Genomic DNA, 24921 nt, shown 5'->3' on the forward strand with positions numbered 1-24921 from the left:
CATCATGCCGGGGCCGGCTGGTTACCTACGCCTTCATCCTCCCGGACACCGGCGTCATGAAAAAGGTAACGGGGGGTCAGAAGACCATGTCGAAAGCCCACGGGCCGAGGAGCACGGTGAACAAGGTGATCAGCACGATGCCGACCACGTTGAGCACCACACCACCCTTGACCATCTCGCTGATCTTCACGTGCCCGGAGGCAAACACGATGGCGTTGGGCGGGGTGCCCACCGGCAGCATGAACGCACAGGTGGCGGCAAGAGCTGCCGGGATCAGCAGCGTGATGGGATCAATACCCAGACCGATGGCCACACCACCCAGGATCGGGATGAAGGCAGCCGCCGTTGCCGTGTTGGAGGTGATCTCCGTGAGCAGCAGCACGATGGTCACCACAACGGCCAACAGCAGGATCAGTGGGAGGGCTCCAAGGCCACCCACCTGATCGCCGAACCAGGCGTCCAGGCCGGTTGCCGCAACTGCAGCTGCCAGGGACAGGCCGCCACCGAACAGCAGCAGCACGCCCCACGGCAGGCCGTTCTCGGCATCCTTCCACTTCAGGGTCATGTTGCCGCGCTTGTCGCCGGGGATCAGGAACAGGATGACGCCGGCTGCAATGGCGGTCACGGTGTCGTTGAAGCGATTCAGGAAGGCCCAGCCTTCACTTTCGCCAATGGCCGGGATGCCGGTGAGGATGCCGGGGGCGATCCAGAAGAAGGCGGCGACGACGAACACTGCCAGCACCACCCATTCGCCCTGGGACATGCGGCCGAGGTCGTCAATTTCCTTCTGGATCAGCTGCTTGCCACCCGGGATCTCTTTGAGGTTGAACCGGAAAACAACCATGGTGATCAGCAGCCAGGAGATGCCGATGAAGACGACGACGATCGGCACACCCAGCATCATCCACTGGGCAAAGCCAACGGTCTGGCCCAGTTCCTCGCTGATGTAACCGGCCACGATGGCGTTGGGCGGGCTGCCCAGCAGGGTGCCCAGGCCGCCGATGGTGGCAGCCCATGCGACGGAGAGCACCAGGGCAACACCGAACTTGCGGACCTCGGGGTCGTCGATGACCTCGCTCAAGGTTTCCGTGGCGGTCAGCTCAGTGGTGATGGCATCCGTGTCCACGTCCTGCGCGTTACCGTGCTTCTTGCTGTTCTCCACCACCAGGGTGAGCACGCTGAGGCCGATGGGCAGCATCATCAGGGTGGTGGCCGTGTTGGAGACCCACATGGAGAGAAACGCGGTGGCGATCATCAGGCCCAGGATGATCTGGCGCGGCTGCGTGCCGACTGCACGTAGGGTGAGCAGCGCGATGCGGCGGTGGAGGTTCCACTTCTGCATGGCGATGGCGATCAGGAAGCCACCCAGGAACAGGAAGACGATCGGGTTGGCGTATGGAGTGGTGGCCTCCGCGGGGGTGATTTCCGTGAGGATGGGGAAAAGGACGATCGGCATCAGGGAGGTGACGGGCAGAGGCATGGCCTCGGTCATCCACCAGATGGCCATGAGGGACCCGACGGCGCCCACGATGCGTGCGTCTGCGGAAAGGTCCGTGGTTCCCAGGAGGAACCAGACGATAAAAAAGGCCACCACACCCAGGATGCGGAAGAGCCAGAGTTTGCCGTTGTTGTTGGCGGGTTGTTGCTTGCCATCCGTGACAGCCACCTGATGGGCTGCCGTGGGCGGCGAGGAGTCGGTACTGGGCGAAGACATTGTGGTGCACCTCACTGTTTGGGACGGTGACCAAAAATTAACAGCGAATGCACAGGTTCACCAAGTCGAGTTGTCCACCTGAGTATGCGGTGATTGGTGACGAGCGGGCCCGCCCATCCGCCCCGGATCACGATTGCGTGACGCATCCACCAGGCGCTTTGTGACCGCCCTCACAATGGCCTACCGTTGTTGGACAATTGTCAGCCAGTGCCCTGTTTCCAAGGAGCCCCCTTGCGTGAGATCAGCCTGCCCCTGTTGGTGGAGACCCCATCCAGCACCAACATCACGGATCTGATGGTCCGCAACGCGCGGAAGTCCAGCGATCCCTCGTTGTTCGCCAAGAAGGTGGGTGCCGATCAGTGGGTGGACATCCCGGCCAGTGAGGTCACCGCAGATGTGGTCGCCTTGGCCAAGGGGCTGGTGGCAGCAGGTGTTGAGCCTGGTGACCGTGTGGCGTTGATGTCCAAGAATCGCCTGGAGTGGTCCCTGTTGGACTTTGCCATCTGGTTTGCCGGTGGTGTGGTGGTCCCGGTCTATGAGTCCTCCGCTGCCACTCAGTTGGCCTGGAACCTCTCTGATTCAGGGGCCGTGGGCCTGGTGGTGGAAACCCCGGAGCACAAGGCGGTATGGGAGCGCGCGGCTCACAACGAGGACCTCTCCACCGTCCACAGCGTCTGGTGCCTGGACGAGGGCGGGATGGGTCACTTGCGTGAGGGTGGCAAGGACGTCGCGGACGAGGAGATTGAACGACGCCGCCAGTTGGCCAACCTGGATGACCTGGCCACGATCATCTACACCTCCGGCACCACCGGCAGGCCCAAGGGTTGCGAACTGACGCACGGGAACTTTGTGGAGTTGGCGGACAACGCTGCTGCAGCCATGCCGGAGCCAGTCCACGAGGGCGCCCGCACGGTCATGTTCTTGCCGTTGGCTCACGTGTTCGCCCGGTTCATCGAGGTCATGGCCGTGGGTGCCGGTGTGACGGTGGCGCACACCGCGGACATCAAGGATCTGCTGGGGGACCTGAAGTCCTTCCAACCCACGTTCCTGCTGGTGGTCCCGCGGGTGTTCGAGAAGGTGTTCAACTCCGCCCAGCAGAAGGCTGAGGGGGAGGGCAAGGGCAAAATCTTCAACCGGGCAGCCAATGTGGCCATCGAATGGTCCCGTGCTGATGAGGCGGGCAAGGTCCCGTTGGCCTTGAAGCTGCAGCACAAGCTGTTTGACAAGCTGGTTTACGGAAAGCTGCGCTCCGCCATGGGTGGCCGGGTGGAGTACGCCGTTTCCGGTGGTGGGCCACTGGGTGAGCGTCTGGGGCATTTCTTCCACGGCATCGGCCTGCTGGTGCTGGAGGGCTACGGACTGACCGAAACCACCGCACCCATCACCGTGAACACCGTCAAGAAGATCAAGATCGGTTCCGTGGGCACCCCGCTGCCGGGCAACTCGGTCAAGATTTCCGACGACGGTGAAGTCCTTGCCAAAGGCATCTGCGTGATGAACGGGTACTGGCAGAACCCGGAGAAGACCCAGGAGACTTTTGACGAGGACGGTTGGTTCCGCACCGGGGACCTGGGCAGCCTGGATGAGGACGGCTACCTGCGCATCACCGGACGCATCAAGGAGCTGATTGTGACTGCCGGCGGCAAGAACGTCAGCCCGGTGGTTTTGGAGGACCAGGTCCGGGCTCACCCGCTGGTTTCCCAGTGCATTGCGGTGGGGGAGAAGCGTCCGTTCATTGCCGCTTTGATCACCTTGGACGAGGAAGCGCTGCCCGGGTGGTTGGAGGCCCACGAGCTGGACTCCAGCATGAACGTGGCCCAGGCCATGGAGCAGGAGAAGGTCAAGACCGCCATTCAGGAAGCCATCAATTCGGCCAATGACACCGTGTCCCGCGCCGAGCAGATCCGTGAGTTCCGGATCCTGGATCACGACTTCTCCGAGACAGATGGCACCCTGACGCCTTCCATGAAGTTGCGCCGCCGCCATGTTCTGACCAACAACCAGGACCTGATCGATCAGATTTACGGCGGTCCCCTGGACTGAGCACACCAGACGCGGTCAGACATTCCCACAGCTGAAAACCGGCCCGGGGCGCGCCCCTGGGCAAGAGGGCGTCTTGCCCCAGCCGGATTCGCTGACAGCAAGATCACAGGCTGCGTCGTCGTCGTGGGGAATCTAGCGGGCTGGTGAGTGGCTGTACCCGGCAGAAACCCGGCGGGGTACGTCTCCGTCACGCCACCGTGAAAGGTTTGCTGTCATGGCACTTCCGCTGTCCGTTCTTGATTTTGCCACTGTCCGCCCAGGTCATTCCGTGGGAGAGGCCTTCCAGGAGTCCGTGCAGTTGGCGCAGGTGGCTGAGCGGCTCGGGTACACGCGGGTTTGGTACACGGAGCACCACAACATGGGTGCCATTGCCTCAGCGGCACCGGCGGTGTTGATTGCGCACATTGCCGCCCAGACGGAATCCATCCGACTGGGCTCCGGTGGTGTGATGCTGCCCAACCACTCTCCGTTGACCATTGCAGAGCAGTTCGGCACCTTGGCGGAGCTGCACCCCAACCGGATCGACCTGGGGCTGGGGCGCGCCCCGGGTACGGATCAGGTGGCCGTGCGTGCCATGCGGCGTGACCCGCGTGCGGCCGAGGAGTTCCCCCAGGACGTGAAGGAACTGCGCGGATACCTGCAGGACAACTCGGTGATCCCGGGAATCCGTGCGGTTCCGGGTGCCGGGACCAACGTGCCGCTCTACATCCTGGGCTCCTCCCTGTTCGGTGCTCGCCTGGCCGCGGCCTACGGCCTGCCCTACGCATTCGCCTCTCACTTTGCCCCGGACGCCTTGGAGCAGGCCGCGGCCGTGTACCGCTCCGAGTTCGAGCCATCAGATCAGCTGGCTGAGCCCTACATGATGGCGGCCGTCAACGTGGTGGCCCACGATGACCCCAACGTCTCCGTGGCCGAGAACGAGTGGTACCGCCGCAACCGGGTCAAGCTCATGGCCGGCCGCGGTCGTGAGCTGACGGAGCAAGAACTGGACTTGGTCATGCACTCGGCTGCGGGGCAGCAGATTCTGCACATGCTCAAGTACACGGCTGTGGGTGATGGCCAGCAGGTGAAGTCATACCTGGAGGACTTTGCCAAGCGCTCGCAGGCCGATGAGTTGATTGTTGCCCCGGTGGGTTCCACCGCTGAGATGGCCGAGGATTCACTGGCGGTCCTGCGTGCTGTCTGGGGTCGCTGAATCAGTGCCGGATCGGCCATAATCAATGACCGTGCGTACCGTTCTGCCTCCGTTGACCTTGCCGGATCAAGTGGGACGGACGTGGTTGGTCACGGGCGCCACCAATGGTCTGGGCAGGGAGGTGGCAACGGCTGCCGCTGCCGCCGGGGCCCGGGTGATCGTTGCCGCTCGCCATACCGAACGGGGTCGCGACGCAGCAGCAGCCTTGAGCAATGCCCGTTTCCTGCAGGTGGACCTTGCTGATTTGTCCTCGGTGAGGGCTGCAGCTGAGGCGCTGGATGAGCCCGTGGACGTGCTGGTCAACAACGCCGGAACGGTTTCCGGTGCACGCCGGGAGACCGCAGACGGTTTTGAACTGATGCTCGGGACCAACACCCTGGGCCCCTTTGCCTTCACCAACCTGATCCTTCACCAGGTCACGGAGCGTGTGGTGATTGTGGGCTCCGGTGCCCACCGGTGGACTCACATGGACTTCACGGACCCCCACTTCCGGAACCGCAAGTTCTCCTTCCAGAACGGTTACGGCCAGTCCAAACTGGCGGGAATGCTGTGGGGCCTGGGTTTGTCCCGGCGCCTCTGTGCAGCTATTCACGACGACGCCGCTCGCCCCGCCGTTCAGCTGGCCCACCCCGGTTGGGCGCACACCAACATGCAGAACCAGACGCCCTGGAAGGTGATCAACGGGCTGGTGGGTTTCGCCTCCAACTTTGGTGGTCAGTCCGCCTCCGATGGTGCGCAGAACATCCTGGTGGCGGCCACGGCGGATCTGCCCGAGTGCAGTTACGTGGGACCCAGCGGGCGTGGCGAACTGAAGGGGCCGCCGTCGTTGGTGGGGAGATCAGCGTGGGCCTCCACCCCGGAGGTGGCGGATGCGTTATGGCAGTTTGCCGAGGCCGCAACCGGCACCAGGTTGCCCTACCCGGGATGACAGAATTGATCAGATGACTGATAAATCCTCTGAGGTTGCCACCCAACGTACGGCTCGACGCATGGCGGGGGCGCTGACGGTCACGGGTGTGATTCACCTGGTGCGCCCGCAGATCTACGATTCCTTGATTCCATCCGTCATGCCCGGACCGGCCCGGGCGTGGAGTGTGGGTTCCGGGTTTGTGGAGCTGGCGGTCGCGGGGTTGTTGACCGCACCAGCCACCAGGAAGGTGGGCGGTGTGGCGGCTGCCGGACTGTTTGTGGCGTTGTGGCCGAGCCATTTCAAGATGATCAAAGACTGGTCCCACAAGCCGATGCGCAAACAAGCCGTGGCCTGGGCCCGTCTGCCCCTGCAGATTCCCATGATTCGCTCCGCCCTCAGGGTGGCGCGAGGCTAGGCCCCCTTAGGAACCCCGCTGGCCTTGAGGAACGCAGCTGACGCTGTGTGGAATGCCGCCGCCCCGACTGGCAGAACGGCCGACCATTCATCATTGCCCACCACTGGCACGAATCATGCTTACGGCGCCCCGGCATCCTGCTTGGGGAGGACGCCACTGGTTACAGCGCACGCTTAATCTGAACGCATGAAATCAGCAGCTGTGAAGCCTGCACCGTGGCAAGAGCCCGCGGTGACCCCGGATCCTCAGGTGGACCCGCTCCCAGAGGATGCCCACCCGGGCCCTGACGTTGCCCACGTAGCGTCCGTGGGAATACCCGCGGCCGGCATGCCTGCCGGTGGCACCGGCAGGCGATGGTTGGTGACCGCTCTGACCGCGTTGGCCTTTGTACTGGGTCCCTTGGGCGCCCTGCTGGTCTACGGTGTGGCCAGTCTGGCGCTGCAAAGCGGTTCCGCAGACATGGCGGACTTCCCGTTCACGGACAGCCAGCTGCTGGTGATGACCATCGTTGACGTGGGTGTGGGCCTGGTGGCGGTGGCCCTGTTGCCGTTTGCGTTGCGCCGGGCCCCGGAGTCCCAGGTGTTGGAGGCCGGGCACGATCCCGGGACACCGCAGCTGAAGGAGCCTACCTCCGCCCTGGTGGTGGCGCTGGTGATCGGGCTGATGGTGGCCTTTTCCTCCGCGGCGTCCCTGGCCTGGTTCATTGCGGTGATCTCCATCAGCTCACGCGGGATCCGCAAATGGCTCTACTGGATTCCACCGGTTGCGTTGATCTCCGTGATGACCAGTTTTTTTGTGTTCCCGGTGCAGACGGACATCTGGCAGGCGCTGATGGTGGGGGCGCTGTCCATGGCTATGACGGCACTGCCCATGGTGATCGGCCTTCTGCGGTGGAGCAGACGCCGGCAGATCCGGGCGTTGCGATCGGAGGCAGCCACCGCCCACCGGGAAGCGCAGGCCGTGATCCGCGCCGAGCAAGCCCGGGCAGAGAAGACCCGTGCGGAGGAGCGGACCCGTATTGCCCGGGAAATGCACGACACCCTCTCCCACCGCCTTGCCCTGATCAGCACCTACGCGGGTGCCCTGGACTACCGGGATGACCTTGACCCCGAGACCGTGCGTTCCACGGCTCGTCTGGTGCAGCAGACCGCCTCCACTGCTTCGGCTGAACTGCGCACCGTCTTGGATGTGCTGCGGGAGGACCCCACGGACACTCGTCCGGAACCTGATCTGACCCAGGTGGACAGCCTCCTGGCACAGGTGCGGGCCACCGGTGTCCAGGTGACCAACACCGTGCAGCGGTCCGGGCTGGAGCAGCTCCCGGACACCACCTCCAGGACCTTGTACCGCATGGTGCAGGAGGCGCTGACCAATGCGGTCAAGCATGCTCCGGGTGCCCCCGTGGACATCAAGTGGGGTGGTACGGAAGATCAGGTGGAATTGACCGTGACCAACCCGCTGACGGCTCCCAAGGGCCGGGCCAAGGCCATGGGGCAGAGCTCTGGTTTCGGCTTGATCGGTTTGGATGAACGTGCCCGCGCCCTGGGCGGTAACGTCAGAACCACCACATCCCAGGATGCTTTCCGACTGGAGGCCACCGTCCCATGCCGCAACTGAACCACCCGGGCCAGAATCCCGAGCCCACCCACAACTCCGCCATGAACTCTCCGGAGGACTCCGCCGGACAGATTCGTGTGTTGCTGGTGGATGACGAGGTCCTCATGCGGGCCGGTCTGCGCCTGATCCTGGATGGTGCGGAGAACATCACCGTGGTGGGGGAGGCCGGCAACGGTCATGAGGCGCTCCAGCAGGTCCAGGCGTTGCAGCCGGATGTGGTGCTGATGGACATTCGTATGCCAGGGGCTGACGGTATTGAAGGCTGCCGGGGCGTGCGCGCCTTGGAACAGCCGCCGCAGGTGCTGATGCTCACCGCTTTTGACACGGATGCTTTCATCCTGGATGCCTTGGAGTCCGGGGCCGTGGGTTTCCTGTTGAAGGACACCCCTCCGCGTCAGCTGGTTCAGGCGGTGCAGGATGCGGCCGCGGGGACCTCGAGTGTTTCGCCGTCGGTGCTCTCCCGCCTGATCGCTGTGGCCACTGCACACGGCCGGCGCCCCGGTGTGGAAGCTCCCGGTGCAGGGGAACCGGGGTCAGCTGCCGCCCCATCCGCACTGGCCGCCTTGGCCACCCCGGAGAGCACGACGACTAACGCCCCTGCGGGACCCAACCCGCTGGATGTTCTCAGTGACCGTGAACGCGAGATTGCCGATGCCGTGGCGCGTGGGCTGACCAACACGGAGATTGCCGAGGAGATGTTCCTGTCCATCACCACGGTCAAAACGCACGTGGCCAGGATCTTCACCAAGTTGGATGTGACCAACCGGGTGCAGGTGGCCATCATCGTGCTGGAACACGGCTCCCGCTGATGCCCCTCACGTGAGGCCTGTCAGCTGGATTGTCTCAGCGCAGGATCACCGGAACAGTGCGGAAACCACCCATGGGTGGCTCCTCCCGGACGGATTCCCCAGCTGGTTCGGGAGTTCCCGCGGCCAGGACCGCACGCGTCAATTCGCGCAGTTCAAGGCGGGCCAGCGGACGTCCCGGGCAGACGTGCGGACCTATCCCGTAGACCAGATTGGCCTCAGCATTGCCGTGGGGGTCAAAGGCATCCGGGTCGGCAAAGACTCGGGCGTCACGGTTGGCATCCGCCCAGTTGATGACCACTCGTTGTCCGGCTTCCACCGGGCACCCGGCAATCTCAGTCTTGCGCGTGGCCACCCGCCGGTTGAAGACGAACGGGTCATCGATCCGCAGGAACTCCTCCAGGATGGCGTCCACCTCTGCATCTGATGCTCCCTGGGTGATGCGCTGACTGATCCGGGGGTTGCGGGCCAGGTGATGCAGGATCACTCCGGTGCACTGCGCAATGGAGGCCAGGTCACCACCCGTCCAGTTGCGCAGAATGGACACGATCTGTTCATCAGAGAGGTGACCTGCGGCGTCGTCGTGAATGAGCTGATCCGTGACGTCCGCGGTGCCGTCCGAATCCCGGCGGGGCTGGATCAAACCGTGGATGATGCGGTCAAAATCCTGTGCCACCGTCTTGGTGCGGGTGGGGTCCCCGGAGCGGGTGGCGGCCTGGTTCTCCCGGACCCACGCCACCAAGGTGTCAGCAAGGCCGGGCGGCCAGCCCAACCAGGCCGACTGGGCCTCCACGGCGAACCTCATGCCCAGCGCCTCCACCGCGTCCACGGATTCGCCCAGGGGCAATTCCGCGGCAATGCGCTGCGCGGTGGCCCTGCACACCGGTTCGAACTCAGCCATGGCCTCCGGGGTGAAGTAGCGCTCGATCAAAGACCTGTAGCGCTGGTGCTCGGCACCGTCCAGACCGTTCGGGACCTGCAGGTGGCGGGAGACCGCATTGGAGAAAGTTTGTGGATCCTGCGCCACGTCAACGGCTGCGGCATGCCCGTGAACCGTCACGGTTCCGTGGAGGTCTGTGGTGGCTGAGGGGAGGTCGGAACGCTCGGCGGCTGTGGTCATACCTTGACCGTATGCCCGTCCGCGAGCCGTTGACCAGCAAGGTTGCCTCAGAAGACACACCATCTCCGTTCAACTGTGGTGCGCGTCATATTTGCACATGACATCTAGGGTGGGCCGAGGACGGCAGTCCAGAGCCGGTTCGTCATGCAGGGGTCAGGGGCCGCGGTGACACGAATCGGTGGAATCCCACGACGAAAGGTCGAGACCATGGAACGCAAAACCCTTCGACTCGCACCGATTGCCCTGGCGGCAGGCCTGGGTCTGGCTCTGGCCGGTTGCGGCGGCAACGACGACGCCAGCGGTGATGCCACAGCCACCGAAACCACAGCAACGGCAGAAGCCACCACCGGCGCCACCGATGGTGCGACGAACGGTGCGACCGGTGGCTCGGCAACTGATGGCGCCACGGGTAACGCAACTGACGGTGCAAGTGCTGAGATGACCAACGGCGCAACGGATGGAGCCACCGGTGGCGCGGGAGCTGACGGCTCTGGGACTGATGGCTCTGGCGCTGACGGTGCAGGTGCGGCAGGCACCGGTGCTGAGGGTTCCGGCGCTGACGGGTCAGCTGGATCGGACGGCTCCGCAGGTACCGGTTCTGAGGGCACAGGCACCACGGATGCTGCTGCCGGCGGTGACTCCAGCGGCGCAGGTGGCAGCAATGACGCTGCAGGTTCCAACGGTAGTGCAGGTTCCAACGGTGTGGGTGGCTCTGCCGGCGGGTCCATTCCTGCTGGTGACTACACTGTGCAGGCCGGGGACACCCTGGGGTCCATTGCGGAACGCTCCGGGGTTTCCGTGGATGAGATCGTCAACGCCAACTCCGATCTGTCCTCCCGGGACGTGATTGTGGCCGGAGAGTCCATCACCATTCCTCCGTACGGCGGCTGACGTCGGGTGGTGACCTCCGTGTCCTGACCGGTGGAGTTCGTTCTGGTCAGTAGACGGGCAGCTGTGCTCAGTACGCCAAGCGCAGGAGGTCATGCACACACGGTCATGCTCGGTAGGTCGTGCGCTGGCATAAACAACGGGGCCGGGGCGAACTTGATGTTCGTCCCGGCCCCGTTCACGTGCGAGGTGAATCAGTTGTTGGCTGCATCGCCTTCAGCGTCGTTGCCTGTGCCGGTGTCCTCCCCCACGCCGTCGCCGGTGCCACCAGCGCCGCCGTCAGTGCCCTCACCCTGTCCGGCCTCACGGCCGGGAACGCCACCTTCACCGGGGGCCGGCGTCTGACCCATCTGGTCGTCTTGAGTGCCCTCAGTACCTTCCTGGGTGCCCTGGGTGCCTTCCTGAGTGGTGCCCTCCTGGGTCTGCTCAGGGGACTGCTCGGCAGGTGCAGTGGTTTCGGTGTCGGTGGTGGTGTCTGTGCCGTTGTCGCAACCGGCCAGAGCCAGGCCGAGGCCTGCTGCCAGTGCGATCGGTGCCAAACGGAGCTGCTTCTTGTTCATCGTGTCGGCCTTTCGTCGTGCATGGACGGTGATTGGCCGGCAACGCTTGAGCTTTCCTGTGTCCCGGGGTCCAAGATGGTGGACCTTCAAGCGGGCGCACCATCAACAACCCGATAAACAGCCTACTGTCTATGCAGGTTCGAACGCCAGGGGGTTGTGTAATCGGGATCACCTGCGCCGCGGCTGCACACTGTCACGGCTGGCACCTGCGTGTATCTGCCCCATAGCCTGGTGGGACACCCCGAAGTCTTCGGGGCGTCGTCGTCGTGAATTGCCACCACACATGAGGAGCTCACCTGTGACTGCACCCGATGCAACGTCTGCCGCAGCCGAACAGGCTGGTCAGATCCAATCCGACCGTCCAGAGCAGTCCGACCACACTGAGCTGTCCGGCCAGACTGAGCAGCACGCCCGCGCTGAGCTGTTCAACAGCAAGGACTGGTGGCGTCAGGCGGTGGTGTACCAGATCTATCCCCGCAGCTTCCACGACGCCAACGGGGACGGGCTGGGTGACATCCAGGGCGTGACTGCCAAGGCGGACTACCTGGCAGAGCTCGGAGTGGACGCGGTGTGGCTGAGCCCCTTCTACCCGTCCCAGTTGGCGGACGGTGGCTACGACGTCGACGACTACCGCAACGTTGACCCCCGCCTGGGCACCCTCGAAGACTTTGATGCCATGGTGGCTGCCCTGCACGATCACCGGATCAAGGTGGTGGTGGACATCGTGCCCAACCACAGCTCCAACCTGCACCGGTGGTTCCAGGAAGCGCTGGCGGCAGGACCGGGCTCACCGGAACGTGAGCGATACATCTTCCGTGAGGGCAAGGGGGAGCACGGCCAGCTGCCGCCGTCCGATTGGCAGTCCTTGTTCGGTGGGCCTGCCTGGACGCGGGTGAGCGAACCCGATGGCACCCCTGGTCAGTGGTACATGCACATCTTTGCCAGTGAACAGCCCGACTGGAACTGGGACCACCCGGATGTCCATCAGGAGTTTCTGGCCACCATCCGGTTCTGGGCGGACCGGGGAGTGGACGGTTTCCGGATTGACGTCGCCCATGCCCTGGCCAAGGACCTGGGTGAGGAGCTGGTGGACACCCACGCGCTGCCCAACGAGTTCCAGGAGTTCGGCGCTCACCCCTTTTGGGACCGCGACGAGGTGCATGAGATCTACGCCGAGTGGCGGGCGGCATTTAACGAATACGATCCCCCACGCACCGCAGTGGCGGAGGCCTGGGTGCATCCGGACCGGTTGGCCCGTTACGCCAGCCCGGACGGGCTGGGGCAGGCCTTCAGCTTTGACCTGCTGGAGGTCCCATTCACCGCGGAGAACTTCCGAACGGCCGTCACCAAGAACCTGGACGAGGCCCGGCGCAGCGGGGCATCGAGCACATGGGTGCTGTCCAATCACGATGTCGTGCGTCACCCCACCCGCTACGGCCTGGACCTGGACGCGCTGTTGGAACGACTCGACGAACGTCCGTTGACGCCCTCCGGTGGCACCGACCTGAGCGTGGCCGCCAAGAAGTGGCTGCTGCTGGGCTCCCCGGAGGACCTGCTGGATCGCGCTCGCGGACTGCGCCGCGCACGGGCCGCTGAACTGCTGGTTTTGGCCCTGCCCGGATCTGCGTACATCTACCAGGGCTCCGAGCTGGGGTTGTACGAAGTCGTGGAGATCAACGATGACGAACGCCAGGACCCCTCGTTCTTCCGGAATCCCGGCAAGGATCAAGGCAGGGACGGGTGCCGGGTGCCGTTGCCGTGGGAGAAGTCGGCGGACGATTACGGCTTTGGTGGCCGAGCACATCTGCCGCAGCCGGGATGGTTTGCGGAGCACGCCGTGGATGTGGAGTCCGGGGACCAGGAGTCAACTCTGAACCTCTACCGGTCCGCGCTGGCTGCACGCCGTGAGCTCCAGTCAGCCGAGGAGCTGGAGTGGGGTGCGCTCAACGGCGGCGACGTGGTGCACCTGGTGCGCCCCGGTGGTTGGGAGTCGGTGACCAACTTTGGAACAGAGCCGGTGCAGCTGCCGGAGGGCGGCGACGTCGTGATCAGCAGTCAGCCCCTGGAAGGTCACGCCTTGCCGGGGGAGACCACGGTCTGGCTCCGGCGCTGAGCCGGCCTCCCCAGCCCGGTCCAATTGCTGCCGAGTGTCTGAGTTCGGCCGTTTTCAGGCCTGCCGAACGGTTGAACTCAGACACTCGGGAGTGAGGGGCGGTCGGTGGGCAGCGGGGGTAGCAGCGACTGCCGGTCAGAGGTGTTTGAGCTGTTGCTTCCACACGGAGCGCCAGCGCTCCACCTCGTCAGGGTTACTCAGGTTGACCTGGGACGCGGCCACCAGAACCTTGTCCGCGCCTTTGGGGCTGACGTCCACGTTGCCTCGGCTCCCGTCGGCCAGAGTCACGCCCCAGTGCAGGCGCTTGTCCGTGCCCGAGGTCCGCGGACCGTCCGTGACGGCGAGCCCGTCGAGCTCGGCCGGTTCCCCGACCAGCCGGCACCAGCGGTCGAAGACCTCCTCCATGCTCCCGGGGACGGTTCTGGTGGCCGAGACCTGGAACGTGCCGTCGTGCGCCTGGCCCGGCACGCGGCGCCCGATCCACTGCTCGTAGGCCACGGCCACGGACTGTGCCCACCACCCGGCGTTCTCCACCGACAACGGCATGGCTGCGTACGCGGTCTCGGCCAGTGTCTTGTGGGGCAGGTCCACCCCACCCGCCGAGTCCAGGACTTCTGCCCATTCGTCCCATGCGACGCCCGTGGCCTGGGCGATCGCAGCGGCCCGGCCGGGAGTGGCTCCGCGCCCGCTCATGCCGACTGCCCCAGGGCTGCGCCGTAGGAGGCATTCATGCCCTCCCAGCCGTAGGCGAAGGCGTCGTACCCCACCACCCGTTCGGCGTTCTCGCCGCGGGCCAGCACTTCCAGGACGGCAAGACACACGTGCCAGCCGGCGCCGCAGGCCGCCGCCATCTCATCGGAGATGCAGTGCATGACCGGGTCCAGCTGCGTGCCCTGATCCATAGGGGCCAGCCGCCAGTCAAGGTGCTCCGGCCCCCAGCGTTGGACCAACCGCGCGGGGGACTCTGCGACCTCGACGGTTCCGTCGACGGCGTCGTCCTCAGGGTTCTCCTTGAGCAGCGCCGGGCCGAGGGAGTCCAACGGGCGGTCCGGAACGCACGGGGACCAGGCAGCCAAACCCTCGGGTGTGGTCAACAGTTCCCAGGCACGTTCCGGGGTGCAGGCCAGCACACGGGAGAGCGCGACGACCGTCGACGGCTCGCCATCCAGGAGGCGGGTTTCGGGAAGCGCGTCATGGGCCTGCACAGCGGCCAGGACATGAGTCTGTGCGGGGGCCGGCTCGAGAGTCTGGTCTGCGTTCATGTGCGTCAGCATAGATGTGGTCCAGCATGGCGACTCGACTCTTCACTCTCCGTGAGTGCCCACCGTCCTGGGCAGGGCGAGCATCATCACTGCAGCCAAGACGTAGATGGCCATCTGCCACGGCATGACCTGTGCGAGCGCATGACCGAACAACTCACCCGGAGACGACTGCGAAGCGGTGGTGCCGGCGGGTGTGAGCGCGGCGAAAAAGACCGTTCCCAGCAGTGCGACGCCGACGGACCCACCGATCTGGTTGACCGTGGCCAGTGCTCCGCCGGCGGCACTGGCGTGTCTGCCCGGTACGCCGGCAAGGACCACGCTGACCAGGATGGGTGCCCCCAGACCCAGCCCGAGTCCACCGATGAACATGACACCGGCCAGTGCCCAGTACCCCGGCGTGCCGCCGTCGTGAAGAAGCCACCACAACAGACCCTGGGACACAGCCAGGATCAGGGAGCCGCTGATGATCAAGGTCCGCCCGGCCTTGCTCGCGAGGGGCACACCGGCTCCGGAGGTCACCATGGATCCGACGGCGTACGGGAGAATCACCAACCCGGTTTCCCAGGCCGAGCGACCGGTCCCGGCCTGCAGGTAGATCGACAGCATCAGGAAGAACGAGGCCAGCCCGCCGAAGAACAGCGATGCGGCAACAAGACCGGCAGCGAAGGGCCGGACCCTGAGCAAAGCCGGGTCCAGCACAGGTTGACCGCCGCTTCGGGCCACGGATCGTTCATAGGTCAAGAAGATTCCCAGGATGCCGATTCCGCCCGCGCACAGGGCCCAACCCCAGATCGGCCAACCCCAGTCCCGCCCTTGAACCAAGGGCAGGAGAACGAGCACCACTCCCAAGGCGGCCAGGACTGCCCCGGTCAGGTCCAGTTGCTCTCGGGTGGCTCCCTTGGACTCCGGAAGGACGCGTAACCCCACAAGGAGCGCGACCACGGCGACGGGGACGTTGATCCAGAAGATGGTGCGCCAGCCCAGCCCCCAGAGGTCCGCATCGACCAGGGCCCCACCGATGAGAGGACCGGCCACGGACGCCAGGCCCTGCACCGCTCCGTAGGCGCCGAAAGCCTTGGCCATCGCGGCGGGGTCGAACGAGGACCGGATGATGCCGAAGACCTGCGGAACCATGAAGCCGCCGGTGAGCCCCTGGATGGCACGTACCGCGATCAGGACACCGGCCGAGGGCGCGAGCGCACAGGCCGCCGAGGCCAGGGCGAATCCTGACAGCGACAGCAGGAACACCTTGCGGCGGCCGTAGTCGTCACCGACCCGGCCACCCGTGATGAGACCAGACCCGAGTGCAAGTGTGTAGGCCGCGAGCATCCACTGCAGCTGTGCCTGTGAGGCGCCGAGGTCAGTGGCGATCTCGGGTGCGGCGACGGTGACGATCGTGACGTCGAGGAGATCCATGAAGGAGGCGAACAGCACGACCACGAGCGCCAGCGCGGCCGCGCGGCCCGAAACGGTCTGTTGGTCGGATGGAACTGAATGGGGTGTTGTTGTTGTCATGGCCTCACGGTCACACCGGTGGCGGTCACGGACTGACCGCTTTGTCTGGCAGTCTTCGACCATGGCCGACACCTCTGCCCGCATCCTGCGTCTGCTGTCTCTGCTCGAAGCCCGCGTGGAGTGGCCCGGCGGCGAGCTCGCCGACCGGCTGGGGGTGTCATCCCGAACGTTGCGACGGGACATCGACACGCTGCGACAGCTCGGTTACCCCGTCAACGCCCTCAAGGGCCCCGGCGGCGGATACCGCCTCGGTCACGGTGCCAAGTTGCCCCCGCTTGTTCTCGACGACGACCAGGCGATTGCCATCGCTTTGGCGCTGCAGACGGCCCCTGCCACGGTCAGCGGGATCGATGACGCTGTCACCCGGGCGTTGTCGACCATGAGAAAGGTGATGCCGGCCCGTCTGCGTGCAGCGAGTGAAGCCTTTGAGGTCACGAGTCTTCGCAACTACTGGGAGTTCTCCGCCCCGCCACTGGACGTGGAGACTCTGCAGATCGTCGGTTCCGCGATCCGCCGGTCCAGAACTTTGCGGTTCACCTACGCGGATCCGCGGGAACCCGAGGATTCCAGGCGCGACGCCGGGCCCTCGCTCCCGGTGGAGGTCGAACCGCACCACCTGGTGGTGTGGGCCGGGCGCTGGTACTTGATCGCCCGGCAGCACAGGGACAACTCGTGGCACACCTACAGGGTTGACCGCCTCCGGTCGAAGTCGTCGATGGGGAGGCCATTCGCCCGGCATGCCCTGACGCAGGAGGATCTGACGCGGTTGGTGGTGCAGAACCCCGACCGTGGGGACACCGCCGGTCAGTGGCAGTGCGTCGGGTCCGCCACCGTCGACCTCCCGGCAGGTGTTGTGGCTCGGTGGGCGCCCGGAGGTTCCGTGGTGAGCCCCGTCGATGCCCAACAATGCCGATTGACCATTGGTGGTTGGTCCTGGGCCGGGGTCACCGGCCTGTTCATCACCTTCGACGCCGACCTCTCGGAGGTGTACCCCGACGAACTGGTCGAGGCGTTCGCCACTATCGGGCGACGCCTCGACCGGTCCGTCAGCGCTTGACGGTCAGGTCCCCAAGCACCAGTGCCTCGGTACGCGAGGTGTGCAGATTGTCGATGTCGTCGAGCGTGCGGTTCTTGGTCTCCGTGGCCGTGAGCGCGGCGACGCCGGCCAGCACGCAGGCGCAGGAGACCATGATGGCCACGGCCACCCAATTGGTGCCGTCTTCACCCGCGAAGTAGGAGGCCAGCGGAGGGGCGAAGCCGCCCGAAAGTGCGAAACCGATCTGGGTGCCGAGCGCCAACCCGGTGACGCGAACCCGGGTGGGGAACATCTCCGCGTAGAACGACGGCCAGACGCCGTTGGCCATCGAGTAGAAGAAGCCCGCCATCACCGCGCCCAGGACGAAGATCAGGGTCCAGTTGCCGGAGGACACGGCCCCCAGGTACGGGTAGGTCATGATTGCGGACCCGATCGCCCCGGCGATGAACACCGGACGGCGACCGATCCGGTCGGCCACCATCGCGGCCAGCGGGATCGCGCCGAGGGCCACGCCGTTGGCCAGTACGGCCACGAGCAGCATAGTGGAGCGGTCCATGCCCACCACGGAGGTTCCGTAGGACAGCGCCCAGACCTGGAACACGATCAGAACGGTGTTGATCATGGCCGCGCAGGCGATGCGGATGACGGCGGCCTTGTGGAAGCGGATCAGGTGCCCCAAAGGAGTGGCCTGGTCCTTGTGCTCCACGACTTCCTTGAACTGCGGCGGTTCCTCCAGGGTCCGGCGGATGATGTAGGCGGCCACCACCACCAGGGCGGACATCCAGAACGGGATACGCCAGCCCCAGGAGAACAGCTGCTCCTCCGTCAGGATCGAGGTGAAGGGGATGAACACCGCGGTGGCCAACAGGGTGCCGAACTGGGTGCCCTGCAGCGTCCAGCTGGTGGTCAGGGCGCGGTGCCGTTCCGTTGCGTGTTCAAGGGATACGGAGATCGCGGAGGCCTGTTCCCCGATGCGGACAGGCCTTGGATAACGCGGCACAGCACCAACAGGGCGGGTGCGAGCAGCCCCACCTGGTCGTAAGTCGGCAGGCAGCCCACCAGGAACGTTGCGCCGCCCATCATGAACAGGGTCAGCATCATCACGAATCGACGTCCGTATCGATCGCCCAGCGGACCCATGATCAGAGCCCCCAAGGGGCGTACGACGTAGGCGATGCCCACGGTCGACATGGACAGCAGGATGGCAACACCGGGTGAAGCGTCCTTGGGGAAGAAGAGGTGGTTGATCACCAGAGCGGCGGCGGTGCCGTAGACCGCGAAGTCGTAGTACTCGAGTGCCGATCCGACCCAGGCCGCCAGCGCTGCTTTGCGCGGGGTCTTTTGCGGGGTTCCAGCCTGGGGCGAGGCCGCTGTTGAGGACATGGAACTTCCTTTGCTTCCAAGACCTGACCGGGACGTGCGGACCGCGGGTGGGACTCGGCATCCGTGTGACAGGGATTGCTCTCCTGTGACGCATGATGACGAGCCGACTTGGGCAACTGTTGCCGGTCGATTGCCGGGTAAGCATGAATCTGGGGGGTGATCTGCGTCAAATATCGCGTTATGTGACGCGCGCGATACCAGCGATCACGCGAGGCGTCCCTGGTAGTTGCCTGACAATCAGCAGTGTGCTTCCAAAAAACTGCAACCAGGCTTACCTTTCGAGGTGACTTATGGCGTGGGTAACAGCTACGTTTACTGATGGATTGCACAGCAGTCTGAGTGTTTGCGGTCACCTCTTGGGTTTGTGGGGTGGCTCGCACACCTCACCCGCGCTCTGGGCTGAGTGCGGGTCCGAGCAACGAATCAGGAGTCATCATGGCCACCTTCAACATCGAAGAGCTCGAGAACGGAACCGTCTACGACCAGGACGGCAGCAAGGTTGGCGGCGTCGCACAGCTTTACCTGGACGACGCCTCGGGCGAGCCCAACTGGGTCACCGTCAACACCGGCCTGTTCGGCACCAACGAGACCTTTGTCCCCCTGGATCAGGCTCGCGTGAACAACGGAGAGATCCACGTTCCGTACACCAAGGACTTCATCAAGGACGCCCCGAACCTGAATGCCGATGCACACATCGACGAGCGCCAGGAAGACGAGCTCTACCGCTACTACGGCCTGAACGGCTCCGGCAACAACGACGCCGCCCGCACCGCAGGTGCCGCCGGTGGCGTGGCAGGCGCCCGCCAGGACCGCAACGTGGGCGATGACCGCGCACAGCGTCGCCACGACGACGCCAACCGCGGCCAGTACCCGGACGAGCGCGGCGAGTACACCCGTGAGGGCGACCAGGGCCAGTACGGCCTGGAAGGCTCCCCCCGTGACAACCGTGACGCCAACGTGGGCAACCGCGACGTCGATGGCCGCACCGATGTTGACGGCAACTCCGTGGTCCGCCACGAGGAGCAGGTCAACGTGGGCACCGAGCGCGTCCAGACCGGCCGCGCCCGTCTGCGCAAGCGCGTTGTGACCGAGCACGAGACCATCACCGTGCCGGTCGAGCGCGAAGAGGTCGAGATCGTCCGCGAGCCCATCGGCGAGGGCCAAGCTCACGACGGCGCTTCCCTGGGTGAAGAGGACGTTGAGGTCACCCTGACCGAAGAGCGCCCCGTGGTGGACAAGGAAGTTGTTGCCAAGGAGCGCGTGGGCCTGGACAAGAACGTTGTTCAGGACCAGGAGCGCGTCCAGACCGAGGTCGCCCGCGAAGAGGTTGAGGTCGTCAACGACGGCGACGCCGATGGCCGCAACGACTTGGACGGCCGCAACAACCGTCGCTGAGTCACCGCGTCGCAAACGCGTGGGCATCACTGAGGTGATGTCATAGAGGTGGATCTGTCAGCGCACCCGTCCGTGTCGCACTGACAGATCCAGCCGGGTCAGTCATTGACCCTGGTGTGGGGTGTTCGGAGGTGGATCCGAGCACCCCACAGTCATGTCTGACCTCAGTGCGGTATCAGCTTCTTCCCGAACACGCTTTTGGCCGCTTCCAGGCACGTGGAAGCGGCCAGAAGCGTGTTGTCAGTTCAGAGCGTGCGGCTCAGACGCGAGCCATGGGCAACATCTGTGCCCGGGCATCCGAGGAGGAGACCACCTGCTTGCCGAACGGGAAGCAGGTCACCGGGATGAGCTTGAGGTTTGCCCATGCCAGGGGCAGTCCAATGATGGTGATGGCTTGTGCCACGGCGGTCAGCACGTGACCGATGGCCAACCACAGGCCGGCCACCACAAACCAGATCACGTTGCCCACGGTGCTCAGCCCGCTGGGACGGCCGACTGCGATCACCTCACGGCCAAAGGGCCACAGAACGAATCCTGCGATCCGGAAGGATGCCAGCCCAAACGGAATGGTCACAATGAAGATGCAGGCCACGATTCCCGCCAGCACGTAGCCCAGGAACAGCAGCCACCCTGCCGTGACCAACCAGATGATGTTCAGAATCAAAGAGATCAGTGTGCGCATGGTTCAACAGTACGCAGGGTGAGCAAACGGCCGCCGTCGTGGGTGGGATGGTTGCCATGTGAGGCAACGGTCCCACGCACGACGACGGCCGCTGGGGTTGTGCGCGCCAGTCAGGGCGCCGGTGTGCTCGCCTGGGAATCGCGGGTGGTTTCCACCAGGGAGCTGCGGCCGCGGCGTCGGGAGATCAGTGCGCCGATGACCATGAGGACCACCACGAGGGCCGTGGTGGCCAGGATCTGGAATCGGACGTCCGCCACGGTCAGACCCAGGCCGATGATGGTTGCCACCACCACCAGTGCCAGCACGTTGGTCCAGGGGAACAGTCGTGCGGAGTAGGGCCAGGGTTCGCCGTTGCGGTGGGCGCGGCGTCGCAGGATTAAGTGTGAGACCAGGGTGGCCAACCAGGTGACAATCAGCGTGGAGCCCACAATGTTGAGCAGGATGCCCAGGATTTCCTCCGCCCACAGGTAGTTCAGACCCACGCCCAGGAAGCCGAAGGCCGTGGAGGCCATCACGGCTGCCACGGGCACACGACGGTTGTTGAGCCAGTGCAGGCCCCGGGGAGCCAGGCCGCGTTCGGACAGGGAGAACACCATGCGGGAGGCGCCGTAGAGGTTGGCGTTGAGGGAGGAGAGCAGGGCAATCACGATCACGATGCCCAACACGGCACCCAGGCCCGGCAGCCCTGCGGCATCCAAGGTGGCCACGAACGGGGAGGCCCCCAAAGAGTCAGAGTCCCAGGGCAGGGCGATCACCATGAGCGCCACGGAGCCCATGTAGAACAGCAGAATGCGCCACACGATGGTGCGGATGGCGCGGGAGACGTTGCGGGCGGGATCATCGGTTTCTGCGGCGGCCACGGCCACGATCTCAATGCCGCCGAAGGCGAAGGCGACCACCAGCAGGCCTGCAGCAACACCGGCCACCCCCATGGGGAAGAACCCTCCGTGCTCGGTCAAGTTGCTGAATCCCGGGGGATCGGCGGGGGTGCCGCCGAACAGGAACACGATGCCTACGATCAAGAAGGCCACCACGGCCCCCACCTTGAGCATGGAGAACCAGAACTCGAACTCGCCGAACTTGCCCACGCCCAGCAGGTTGATGGCGGTGAACACCACCATGAAGACCAGTGCCAGGACCCATTGCGGGAACACGGGCCACAGTCCGGAGAGCAGTTGTGCGGAGGCGGTGGCCTCCGCAGCAATCACCAGGCACAGCTGGATCCACCACAGCCAGCCCACGGTGAACCCGGCGGCCGGTCCCAGGGCACGTTCCGTGTAGACCGAGAAGGCGCCGGAGGCGGGGGCGGCAGCCACCATCTCGCCGAGCGCACGCATCATGATGATGACCACCAGCCCGGCAATGGCATAAGAGATCAGAACGGCAGGGCCGGCTGCGGCAATGCCGGCGCCTGAGCCAATGAACAGCCCGGCGCCGATGGCGGAGCCCAGGCTCATCATGACCAGGTGGCGGGCTTTCATGGAGGTGCCCAGGTGGCTGGTGACCTGTGGGGTTGCTGCGGAGGTGGCAGCTTCCGTGGAGGTGGCAGGCGTTGGCGCGGAGGTGTTGCGCGCACCGCGTGGGGAAGAACTCATGCCCGCGAACTTAGCACCGCTCAGGAGCCTGATGTTTCATCGGCTGGTCAATCCGCCGAGCAGTGGCTTGCGCCGCCGATCAGCCCTGATGGGCGGCACAACTCACTACTGGGCTGGAGTAACAGGCATGTGTGGTGCACAGCACATCCCTCACGTAGCTTGGGATGCATCAATAGACGTGCATTGTGCTCAATACGCATATGAATAAGGAGCGTTCACATGAACAGTCCGCAGATCACCATTGTGGGAGCGGGGATCGGCGGCCTGACGCTGGGCATCGAGCTGCGGCGTCGTGGATTTGACGTCCAGATCTGGGAGGCCACGCGCGAGCTGCGGGAGGTCGGTGCCGCGGTGGCCCTGTCCGCCAACGCCACACGGTTCTACCTGGAGCGCTTTGGCTTGGAGTCTGAGCTGGCGGCGGCCTGGGCCGAGGTGGATGGCCTGATTCATCGCGACGGCCGCACTGGCCGGATTGTTGGGCGCCACCACACCCGCAGCAGCTACCGGGAACAGTTCGGCGCGCCATACGTGGGCATTCACCGAGCCGATCTGCAGCGCATTCTGGCAGGCGCGTTCGGTGCGGAAGGCCTGCACCTGTCCAAGCGCGTGATCACCATTGACGACGACGGCCCGCGCGCCACCCTTCATTTCGAAGACGGCGATTCGGCGCAGGCTGACCTGGTGATCGGTGCTGACGGCGCGCGCTCCACGGTTCGCAAACTGATGCTGGGCTATGGCTTTGCCCTGTACTCGGGGGCATCGGCCTCCCGGGGGATTGTGACGCCGGAGGCATTGAGCGAACTCCCGGATCCGGAGGCCATTCAGTTCTGGATGGGCCCGGGGGCCCACCTGCTGCACTATCCCATCGGTTCCGGTGAGCAGAACTTCTTCCTGGTGCAGCGCTGCCCGGCGCCGTGGCCGCACAAGAGTTGGGTGGTTCCGGTGGAGGAAGGCTCACCCCTGGAGGGATTCCGTGACTGGCATCCGGCAGTGGTGCAGATGATCACCGCAGTTCCTGTGACAGAGAGGTGGGGACTATTTCATCGCCCACCGCTGTCCCGGTGGTCACGTGGGCGCATCACTTTGCTGGGCGATGCCGCGCACGCGCTGGTGCCCCACCACGGTCAGGGGACCAATCAGTCGATTGAGGACGCCATCGTCCTGGCGGATCCGGGCATGTTCGACCGCCACCTCAGCTGGATTCACGGCTTCCGCGCGGACACGGAGATTCCCGACGACGCCGCCGGTGGTACCTGGTTGTGAGCTGTTTGTCCTGCCACCTTCTGCCGAACAGTGAGTTGTGCCGCCCATCAGCACTGATCAGCGGCACAACTCACTGCTCGGCGGGGGGTGGGCTTGGGTGTAGGCGCCCGGTGTCCTCAGCGGGAGGTGGGTGGGTTTGGCTCAGGCCTTGCGCTTGACGTAGAGCTCCCGGCGGATGGTGACCACCACCTCGCCGTCGGCGTTGAGGACGTCAGAGTTGAACCACCGCAGCACGCGTTCACCGGTGTCTGCCTCCGCGCGGATCTCATCCAGCGTGGCCTGGTCGAGGTCAAAGGTGACGTGCAGGTGACCGTGACCGGGTCGGCGGAAGCGCCCTTCCACCTGGCGGTCCCACACGATGTAGTCGGAGCCCAGGTTCTTCATCAGGATCAACATCCAGAAGGGGTCCGTGCCGGAGAGCATGGTCCCGCCGAACACCGTTCCCACGTAGTTGGAGGTCCACGGTCGGGAGCGGATGCTCACGCGTACTCGGCGCCAATCCGGGGAGATCTCCTGCACGCGGATGCCAGCTCCCAGGAATGGTGGCCAGATGGACATGCCCAGAGCCAGCGCTTTGGGGCTGGAGAATGCGCGCTTGATGGGTCCCACCGACTGGTGGGTTGAACTGCTGCGGGCCATGCGACCTACCTCACGTCGTCGTGATGTTGCACAGTGTGCAAGTACTTGGCTAGATTTTATCCCGTGGATCTGACCCAAAGCACCCCTCCCAGCGACAAGCGTGAAGCGCTCAAGTGGCACAACCGCCGCGCCATCGTGGAAGCTGCGGCTCTTTTGGGTCGTGAACACGGGATCTCCGGGTTCACGGTCAACGACCTCGCCAAGGAGGCGGGGGTCTCACGCCGCACCATCTTCAATCACTTCACCGGGGTGGAGGAGGCAGTTCAGGCCTCCTTCCTGGATGCCATGAGCGGTCTCTACGGCCAGTTCCAGGACAGCATCGGTGAACAGCGCTTTGCGGACCTCCCCACGGCTTATGTGAGGTTTGCAGAGGTCGCTCTGGAGCTGGATGTGATCGGCACCGTGTGTGAGGCCTTGGTCCCGTTCCTGCCGTCACCGAGTCAACAGACGGGTACGTGCTCGGAGGTGGACAAGCCGTCGTCGGTGCCCAAACAAGGCAGCGCGGAACTCGAGTTGCTGGCCGTGCAGTCCACCGATGCCGCTGCGCTCAAGATCGTCGGGTTGTTGCACGAGCGCGTTGACACCAAGGACCCGTTCGAGGCCCATCTGCTGGCCGAACACCTCATCACCACCATCACCGTGTCAGCCGACCGTTGGTTCGGCCAAACCCACGGAGAACTCACCCAAGAGACCCGTGCCCTGTGGCAGGAACTGCTGCAACGGGGCATGAATGCACTGGGACGCGGATTCGCGGCGTAGCCGCAACCGTC

The 24921-nt window shown here is 64.9% G+C and carries 21 protein-coding genes and 1 pseudogene; 12 read left to right on the forward strand and 10 right to left on the reverse strand.

All coding sequences use genetic code 11. The features are described 5' to 3' along the window. Positions 1 to 76 precede the first annotated feature (76 nt). A complete protein-coding gene (locus GTW58_RS00005; protein ID WP_119932548.1) occupies positions 77 to 1714 on the reverse strand; it encodes an SLC13 family permease in 1638 nt (545 codons plus the stop codon). 231 nt (positions 1715 to 1945) lie between these two features. On the opposite strand from GTW58_RS00005, the gene GTW58_RS00010 reads away from it, so the two are divergent. From GTW58_RS00010 to GTW58_RS00035, 6 genes are all read left to right on the forward strand, one after another. After that, entirely contained in the window at positions 1946 to 3757 is a 1812-nt protein-coding gene (locus GTW58_RS00010; protein WP_047692532.1) for an AMP-dependent synthetase/ligase, read from the forward strand. 214 nt (positions 3758 to 3971) lie between these two features. Continuing rightward, entirely contained in the window at positions 3972 to 4952 is a 981-nt protein-coding gene (locus tag GTW58_RS00015; RefSeq protein WP_047692533.1) for an LLM class flavin-dependent oxidoreductase, read from the forward strand. A 31-nt stretch (positions 4953 to 4983) separates the two neighbouring features. Further along, positions 4984 to 5880, forward strand: coding sequence for an SDR family NAD(P)-dependent oxidoreductase (locus tag GTW58_RS00020; protein ID WP_198673408.1), 897 nt, complete (start codon positions 4984 to 4986; stop codon positions 5878 to 5880). Positions 5881 to 5893: 13 nt separating this feature from the next. Then, positions 5894 to 6277 carry a DoxX family protein gene (locus tag GTW58_RS00025; protein ID WP_232817978.1) on the forward strand — a complete coding sequence of 128 codons (384 nt, stop codon included), beginning with the start codon at positions 5894 to 5896 and terminating at the stop codon, positions 6275 to 6277. A gap of 186 nt (positions 6278 to 6463) precedes the next feature. Further along, a complete protein-coding gene (locus GTW58_RS00030; protein ID WP_119932545.1) occupies positions 6464 to 7894 on the forward strand; it encodes a sensor histidine kinase in 1431 nt (476 codons plus the stop codon). Next, positions 7882 to 8703 carry a response regulator transcription factor gene (locus GTW58_RS00035; protein WP_232817977.1) on the forward strand — a complete coding sequence of 274 codons (822 nt, stop codon included), beginning with the start codon at positions 7882 to 7884 and terminating at the stop codon, positions 8701 to 8703. Before GTW58_RS00030 ends, GTW58_RS00035 begins: the two co-directional genes overlap by 13 nt. Before the next feature lie 34 nt (positions 8704 to 8737). Here GTW58_RS00035 and GTW58_RS00040 read toward each other — a convergent pair whose 3' ends face one another. Then, positions 8738 to 9820, reverse strand: a complete 1083-nt coding sequence (locus GTW58_RS00040) for a cytochrome P450 (RefSeq protein ID WP_119932544.1) — start codon at positions 9818 to 9820, stop codon at positions 8738 to 8740. A gap of 207 nt (positions 9821 to 10027) precedes the next feature. On the opposite strand from GTW58_RS00040, the gene GTW58_RS00045 reads away from it, so the two are divergent. Beyond that, entirely contained in the window at positions 10028 to 10711 is a 684-nt protein-coding gene (locus tag GTW58_RS00045) for a LysM peptidoglycan-binding domain-containing protein (RefSeq protein WP_119932543.1), read from the forward strand. A 191-nt stretch (positions 10712 to 10902) separates the two neighbouring features. On the opposite strand, the gene GTW58_RS00050 is transcribed toward GTW58_RS00045, so the two are convergent. After that, positions 10903 to 11268 carry a hypothetical protein gene (locus GTW58_RS00050; RefSeq protein ID WP_119932542.1) on the reverse strand — a complete coding sequence of 122 codons (366 nt, stop codon included), beginning with the start codon at positions 11266 to 11268 and terminating at the stop codon, positions 10903 to 10905. A gap of 298 nt (positions 11269 to 11566) precedes the next feature. Between GTW58_RS00050 and GTW58_RS00055 the strand changes: the two genes are divergently transcribed. Continuing rightward, a complete protein-coding gene (locus GTW58_RS00055) occupies positions 11567 to 13381 on the forward strand; it encodes a glycoside hydrolase family 13 protein (RefSeq protein ID WP_370448262.1) in 1815 nt (604 codons plus the stop codon). 135 nt (positions 13382 to 13516) lie between these two features. On the opposite strand, the gene GTW58_RS00060 is transcribed toward GTW58_RS00055, so the two are convergent. From GTW58_RS00060 to GTW58_RS00070, 3 genes are read right to left on the reverse strand one after another with little or no spacing between them, the layout of a single operon-like run. Continuing rightward, positions 13517 to 14074 carry a hypothetical protein gene (locus GTW58_RS00060; protein WP_119932540.1) on the reverse strand — a complete coding sequence of 186 codons (558 nt, stop codon included), beginning with the start codon at positions 14072 to 14074 and terminating at the stop codon, positions 13517 to 13519. Further along, the gene (locus GTW58_RS00065; RefSeq protein ID WP_157980452.1) at positions 14071 to 14643 is read right to left on the reverse strand and encodes an SRPBCC domain-containing protein; all 573 of its coding nucleotides are present in this window, start codon (positions 14641 to 14643) and stop codon (positions 14071 to 14073) included. Before GTW58_RS00065 ends, GTW58_RS00060 begins: the two co-directional genes overlap by 4 nt. Positions 14644 to 14685: 42 nt before the next feature. Next, positions 14686 to 16158 (reverse strand): MFS transporter, encoded by a 1473-nt coding sequence (locus tag GTW58_RS00070; RefSeq protein WP_119932557.1) that lies wholly within the window; start codon positions 16156 to 16158, stop codon positions 14686 to 14688. Positions 16159 to 16219: 61 nt separating this feature from the next. Between GTW58_RS00070 and GTW58_RS00075 the strand changes: the two genes are divergently transcribed. Continuing rightward, the gene (locus GTW58_RS00075; RefSeq protein WP_119932538.1) at positions 16220 to 17215 is read left to right on the forward strand and encodes a helix-turn-helix transcriptional regulator; all 996 of its coding nucleotides are present in this window, start codon (positions 16220 to 16222) and stop codon (positions 17213 to 17215) included. Here the strand turns inward: GTW58_RS00075 and GTW58_RS00080 are convergent. Further along, positions 17205 to 18577: pseudogene (locus tag GTW58_RS00080) on the reverse strand (MFS transporter). The gene GTW58_RS00075 and the pseudogene GTW58_RS00080 overlap by 11 nt on opposite strands. A gap of 435 nt (positions 18578 to 19012) precedes the next feature. On the opposite strand from GTW58_RS00080, the gene GTW58_RS00085 reads away from it, so the two are divergent. Then, complete coding sequence (locus GTW58_RS00085; protein WP_119932537.1) at positions 19013 to 19972, forward strand: DUF2382 domain-containing protein; 960 nt, start codon at positions 19013 to 19015, stop codon at positions 19970 to 19972. A 259-nt stretch (positions 19973 to 20231) separates the two neighbouring features. Here the strand turns inward: GTW58_RS00085 and GTW58_RS00090 are convergent, their stop codons facing one another. Both GTW58_RS00090 and GTW58_RS00095 read right to left on the reverse strand, forming a co-directional pair. Further along, on the reverse strand, positions 20232 to 20654 hold the full coding sequence (locus tag GTW58_RS00090; RefSeq protein ID WP_047690292.1) for a YccF domain-containing protein: 423 nt from the start codon (positions 20652 to 20654) through the stop codon (positions 20232 to 20234). A 110-nt stretch (positions 20655 to 20764) separates the two neighbouring features. Beyond that, complete coding sequence (locus GTW58_RS00095) at positions 20765 to 22249, reverse strand: amino acid permease (protein ID WP_232817976.1); 1485 nt, start codon at positions 22247 to 22249, stop codon at positions 20765 to 20767. Positions 22250 to 22468: 219 nt separating this feature from the next. Between GTW58_RS00095 and GTW58_RS00100 the strand changes: the two genes are divergently transcribed. Beyond that, positions 22469 to 23512: an FAD-dependent monooxygenase gene (locus GTW58_RS00100; protein ID WP_119932536.1), complete on the forward strand. Its 1044-nt coding sequence runs from the start codon at positions 22469 to 22471 to the stop codon at positions 23510 to 23512. Between the two features lie 141 nt (positions 23513 to 23653). Here the strand turns inward: GTW58_RS00100 and GTW58_RS00105 are convergent, their stop codons facing one another. Continuing rightward, positions 23654 to 24151 (reverse strand): DUF4442 domain-containing protein, encoded by a 498-nt coding sequence (locus GTW58_RS00105; protein ID WP_119932535.1) that lies wholly within the window; start codon positions 24149 to 24151, stop codon positions 23654 to 23656. Positions 24152 to 24214: 63 nt separating this feature from the next. Between GTW58_RS00105 and GTW58_RS00110 the strand changes: the two genes are divergently transcribed. Then, complete coding sequence (locus GTW58_RS00110; protein WP_157980451.1) at positions 24215 to 24910, forward strand: TetR/AcrR family transcriptional regulator; 696 nt, start codon at positions 24215 to 24217, stop codon at positions 24908 to 24910. Positions 24911 to 24921: the final 11 nt, after the last annotated feature.

Source organism: Kocuria subflava (assembly GCF_012163155.1).
Lineage (GTDB): Bacteria > Actinomycetota > Actinomycetes > Actinomycetales > Micrococcaceae > Kocuria > Kocuria subflava.

Bases quoted from the DNA above. Each gene is read 5' to 3' on its own strand.
- GTW58_RS00005 (WP_119932548.1), bottom strand. From the start codon at position 1,714: ATGTCTTCGCCCAGTACCGACTCCTCGCCGCCCACGGCAGCCCATCAG.
- GTW58_RS00015 (WP_047692533.1), top strand. From the start codon at position 3,972: ATGGCACTTCCGCTGTCCGTTCTTGATTTTGCCACTGTCCGCCCAGGT.
- GTW58_RS00025 (WP_232817978.1), top strand. From the start codon at position 5,894: ATGACTGATAAATCCTCTGAGGTTGCCACCCAACGTACGGCTCGACGC.
- GTW58_RS00030 (WP_119932545.1), top strand. From the start codon at position 6,464: ATGAAATCAGCAGCTGTGAAGCCTGCACCGTGGCAAGAGCCCGCGGTG.
- GTW58_RS00035 (WP_232817977.1), top strand. From the start codon at position 7,882: ATGCCGCAACTGAACCACCCGGGCCAGAATCCCGAGCCCACCCACAAC.
- GTW58_RS00040 (WP_119932544.1), bottom strand. From the start codon at position 9,820: ATGACCACAGCCGCCGAGCGTTCCGACCTCCCCTCAGCCACCACAGAC.
- GTW58_RS00045 (WP_119932543.1), top strand. From the start codon at position 10,028: ATGGAACGCAAAACCCTTCGACTCGCACCGATTGCCCTGGCGGCAGGC.
- GTW58_RS00050 (WP_119932542.1), bottom strand. From the start codon at position 11,268: ATGAACAAGAAGCAGCTCCGTTTGGCACCGATCGCACTGGCAGCAGGC.
- GTW58_RS00060 (WP_119932540.1), bottom strand. From the start codon at position 14,074: ATGAGCGGGCGCGGAGCCACTCCCGGCCGGGCCGCTGCGATCGCCCAG.
- GTW58_RS00065 (WP_157980452.1), bottom strand. From the start codon at position 14,643: ATGAACGCAGACCAGACTCTCGAGCCGGCCCCCGCACAGACTCATGTC.
- GTW58_RS00070 (WP_119932557.1), bottom strand. From the start codon at position 16,158: ATGACAACAACAACACCCCATTCAGTTCCATCCGACCAACAGACCGTT.
- GTW58_RS00075 (WP_119932538.1), top strand. From the start codon at position 16,220: ATGGCCGACACCTCTGCCCGCATCCTGCGTCTGCTGTCTCTGCTCGAA.
- GTW58_RS00085 (WP_119932537.1), top strand. From the start codon at position 19,013: ATGGCCACCTTCAACATCGAAGAGCTCGAGAACGGAACCGTCTACGAC.
- GTW58_RS00090 (WP_047690292.1), bottom strand. From the start codon at position 20,654: ATGCGCACACTGATCTCTTTGATTCTGAACATCATCTGGTTGGTCACG.
- GTW58_RS00095 (WP_232817976.1), bottom strand. From the start codon at position 22,249: ATGAGTTCTTCCCCACGCGGTGCGCGCAACACCTCCGCGCCAACGCCT.
- GTW58_RS00100 (WP_119932536.1), top strand. From the start codon at position 22,469: ATGAACAGTCCGCAGATCACCATTGTGGGAGCGGGGATCGGCGGCCTG.
- GTW58_RS00105 (WP_119932535.1), bottom strand. From the start codon at position 24,151: ATGGCCCGCAGCAGTTCAACCCACCAGTCGGTGGGACCCATCAAGCGC.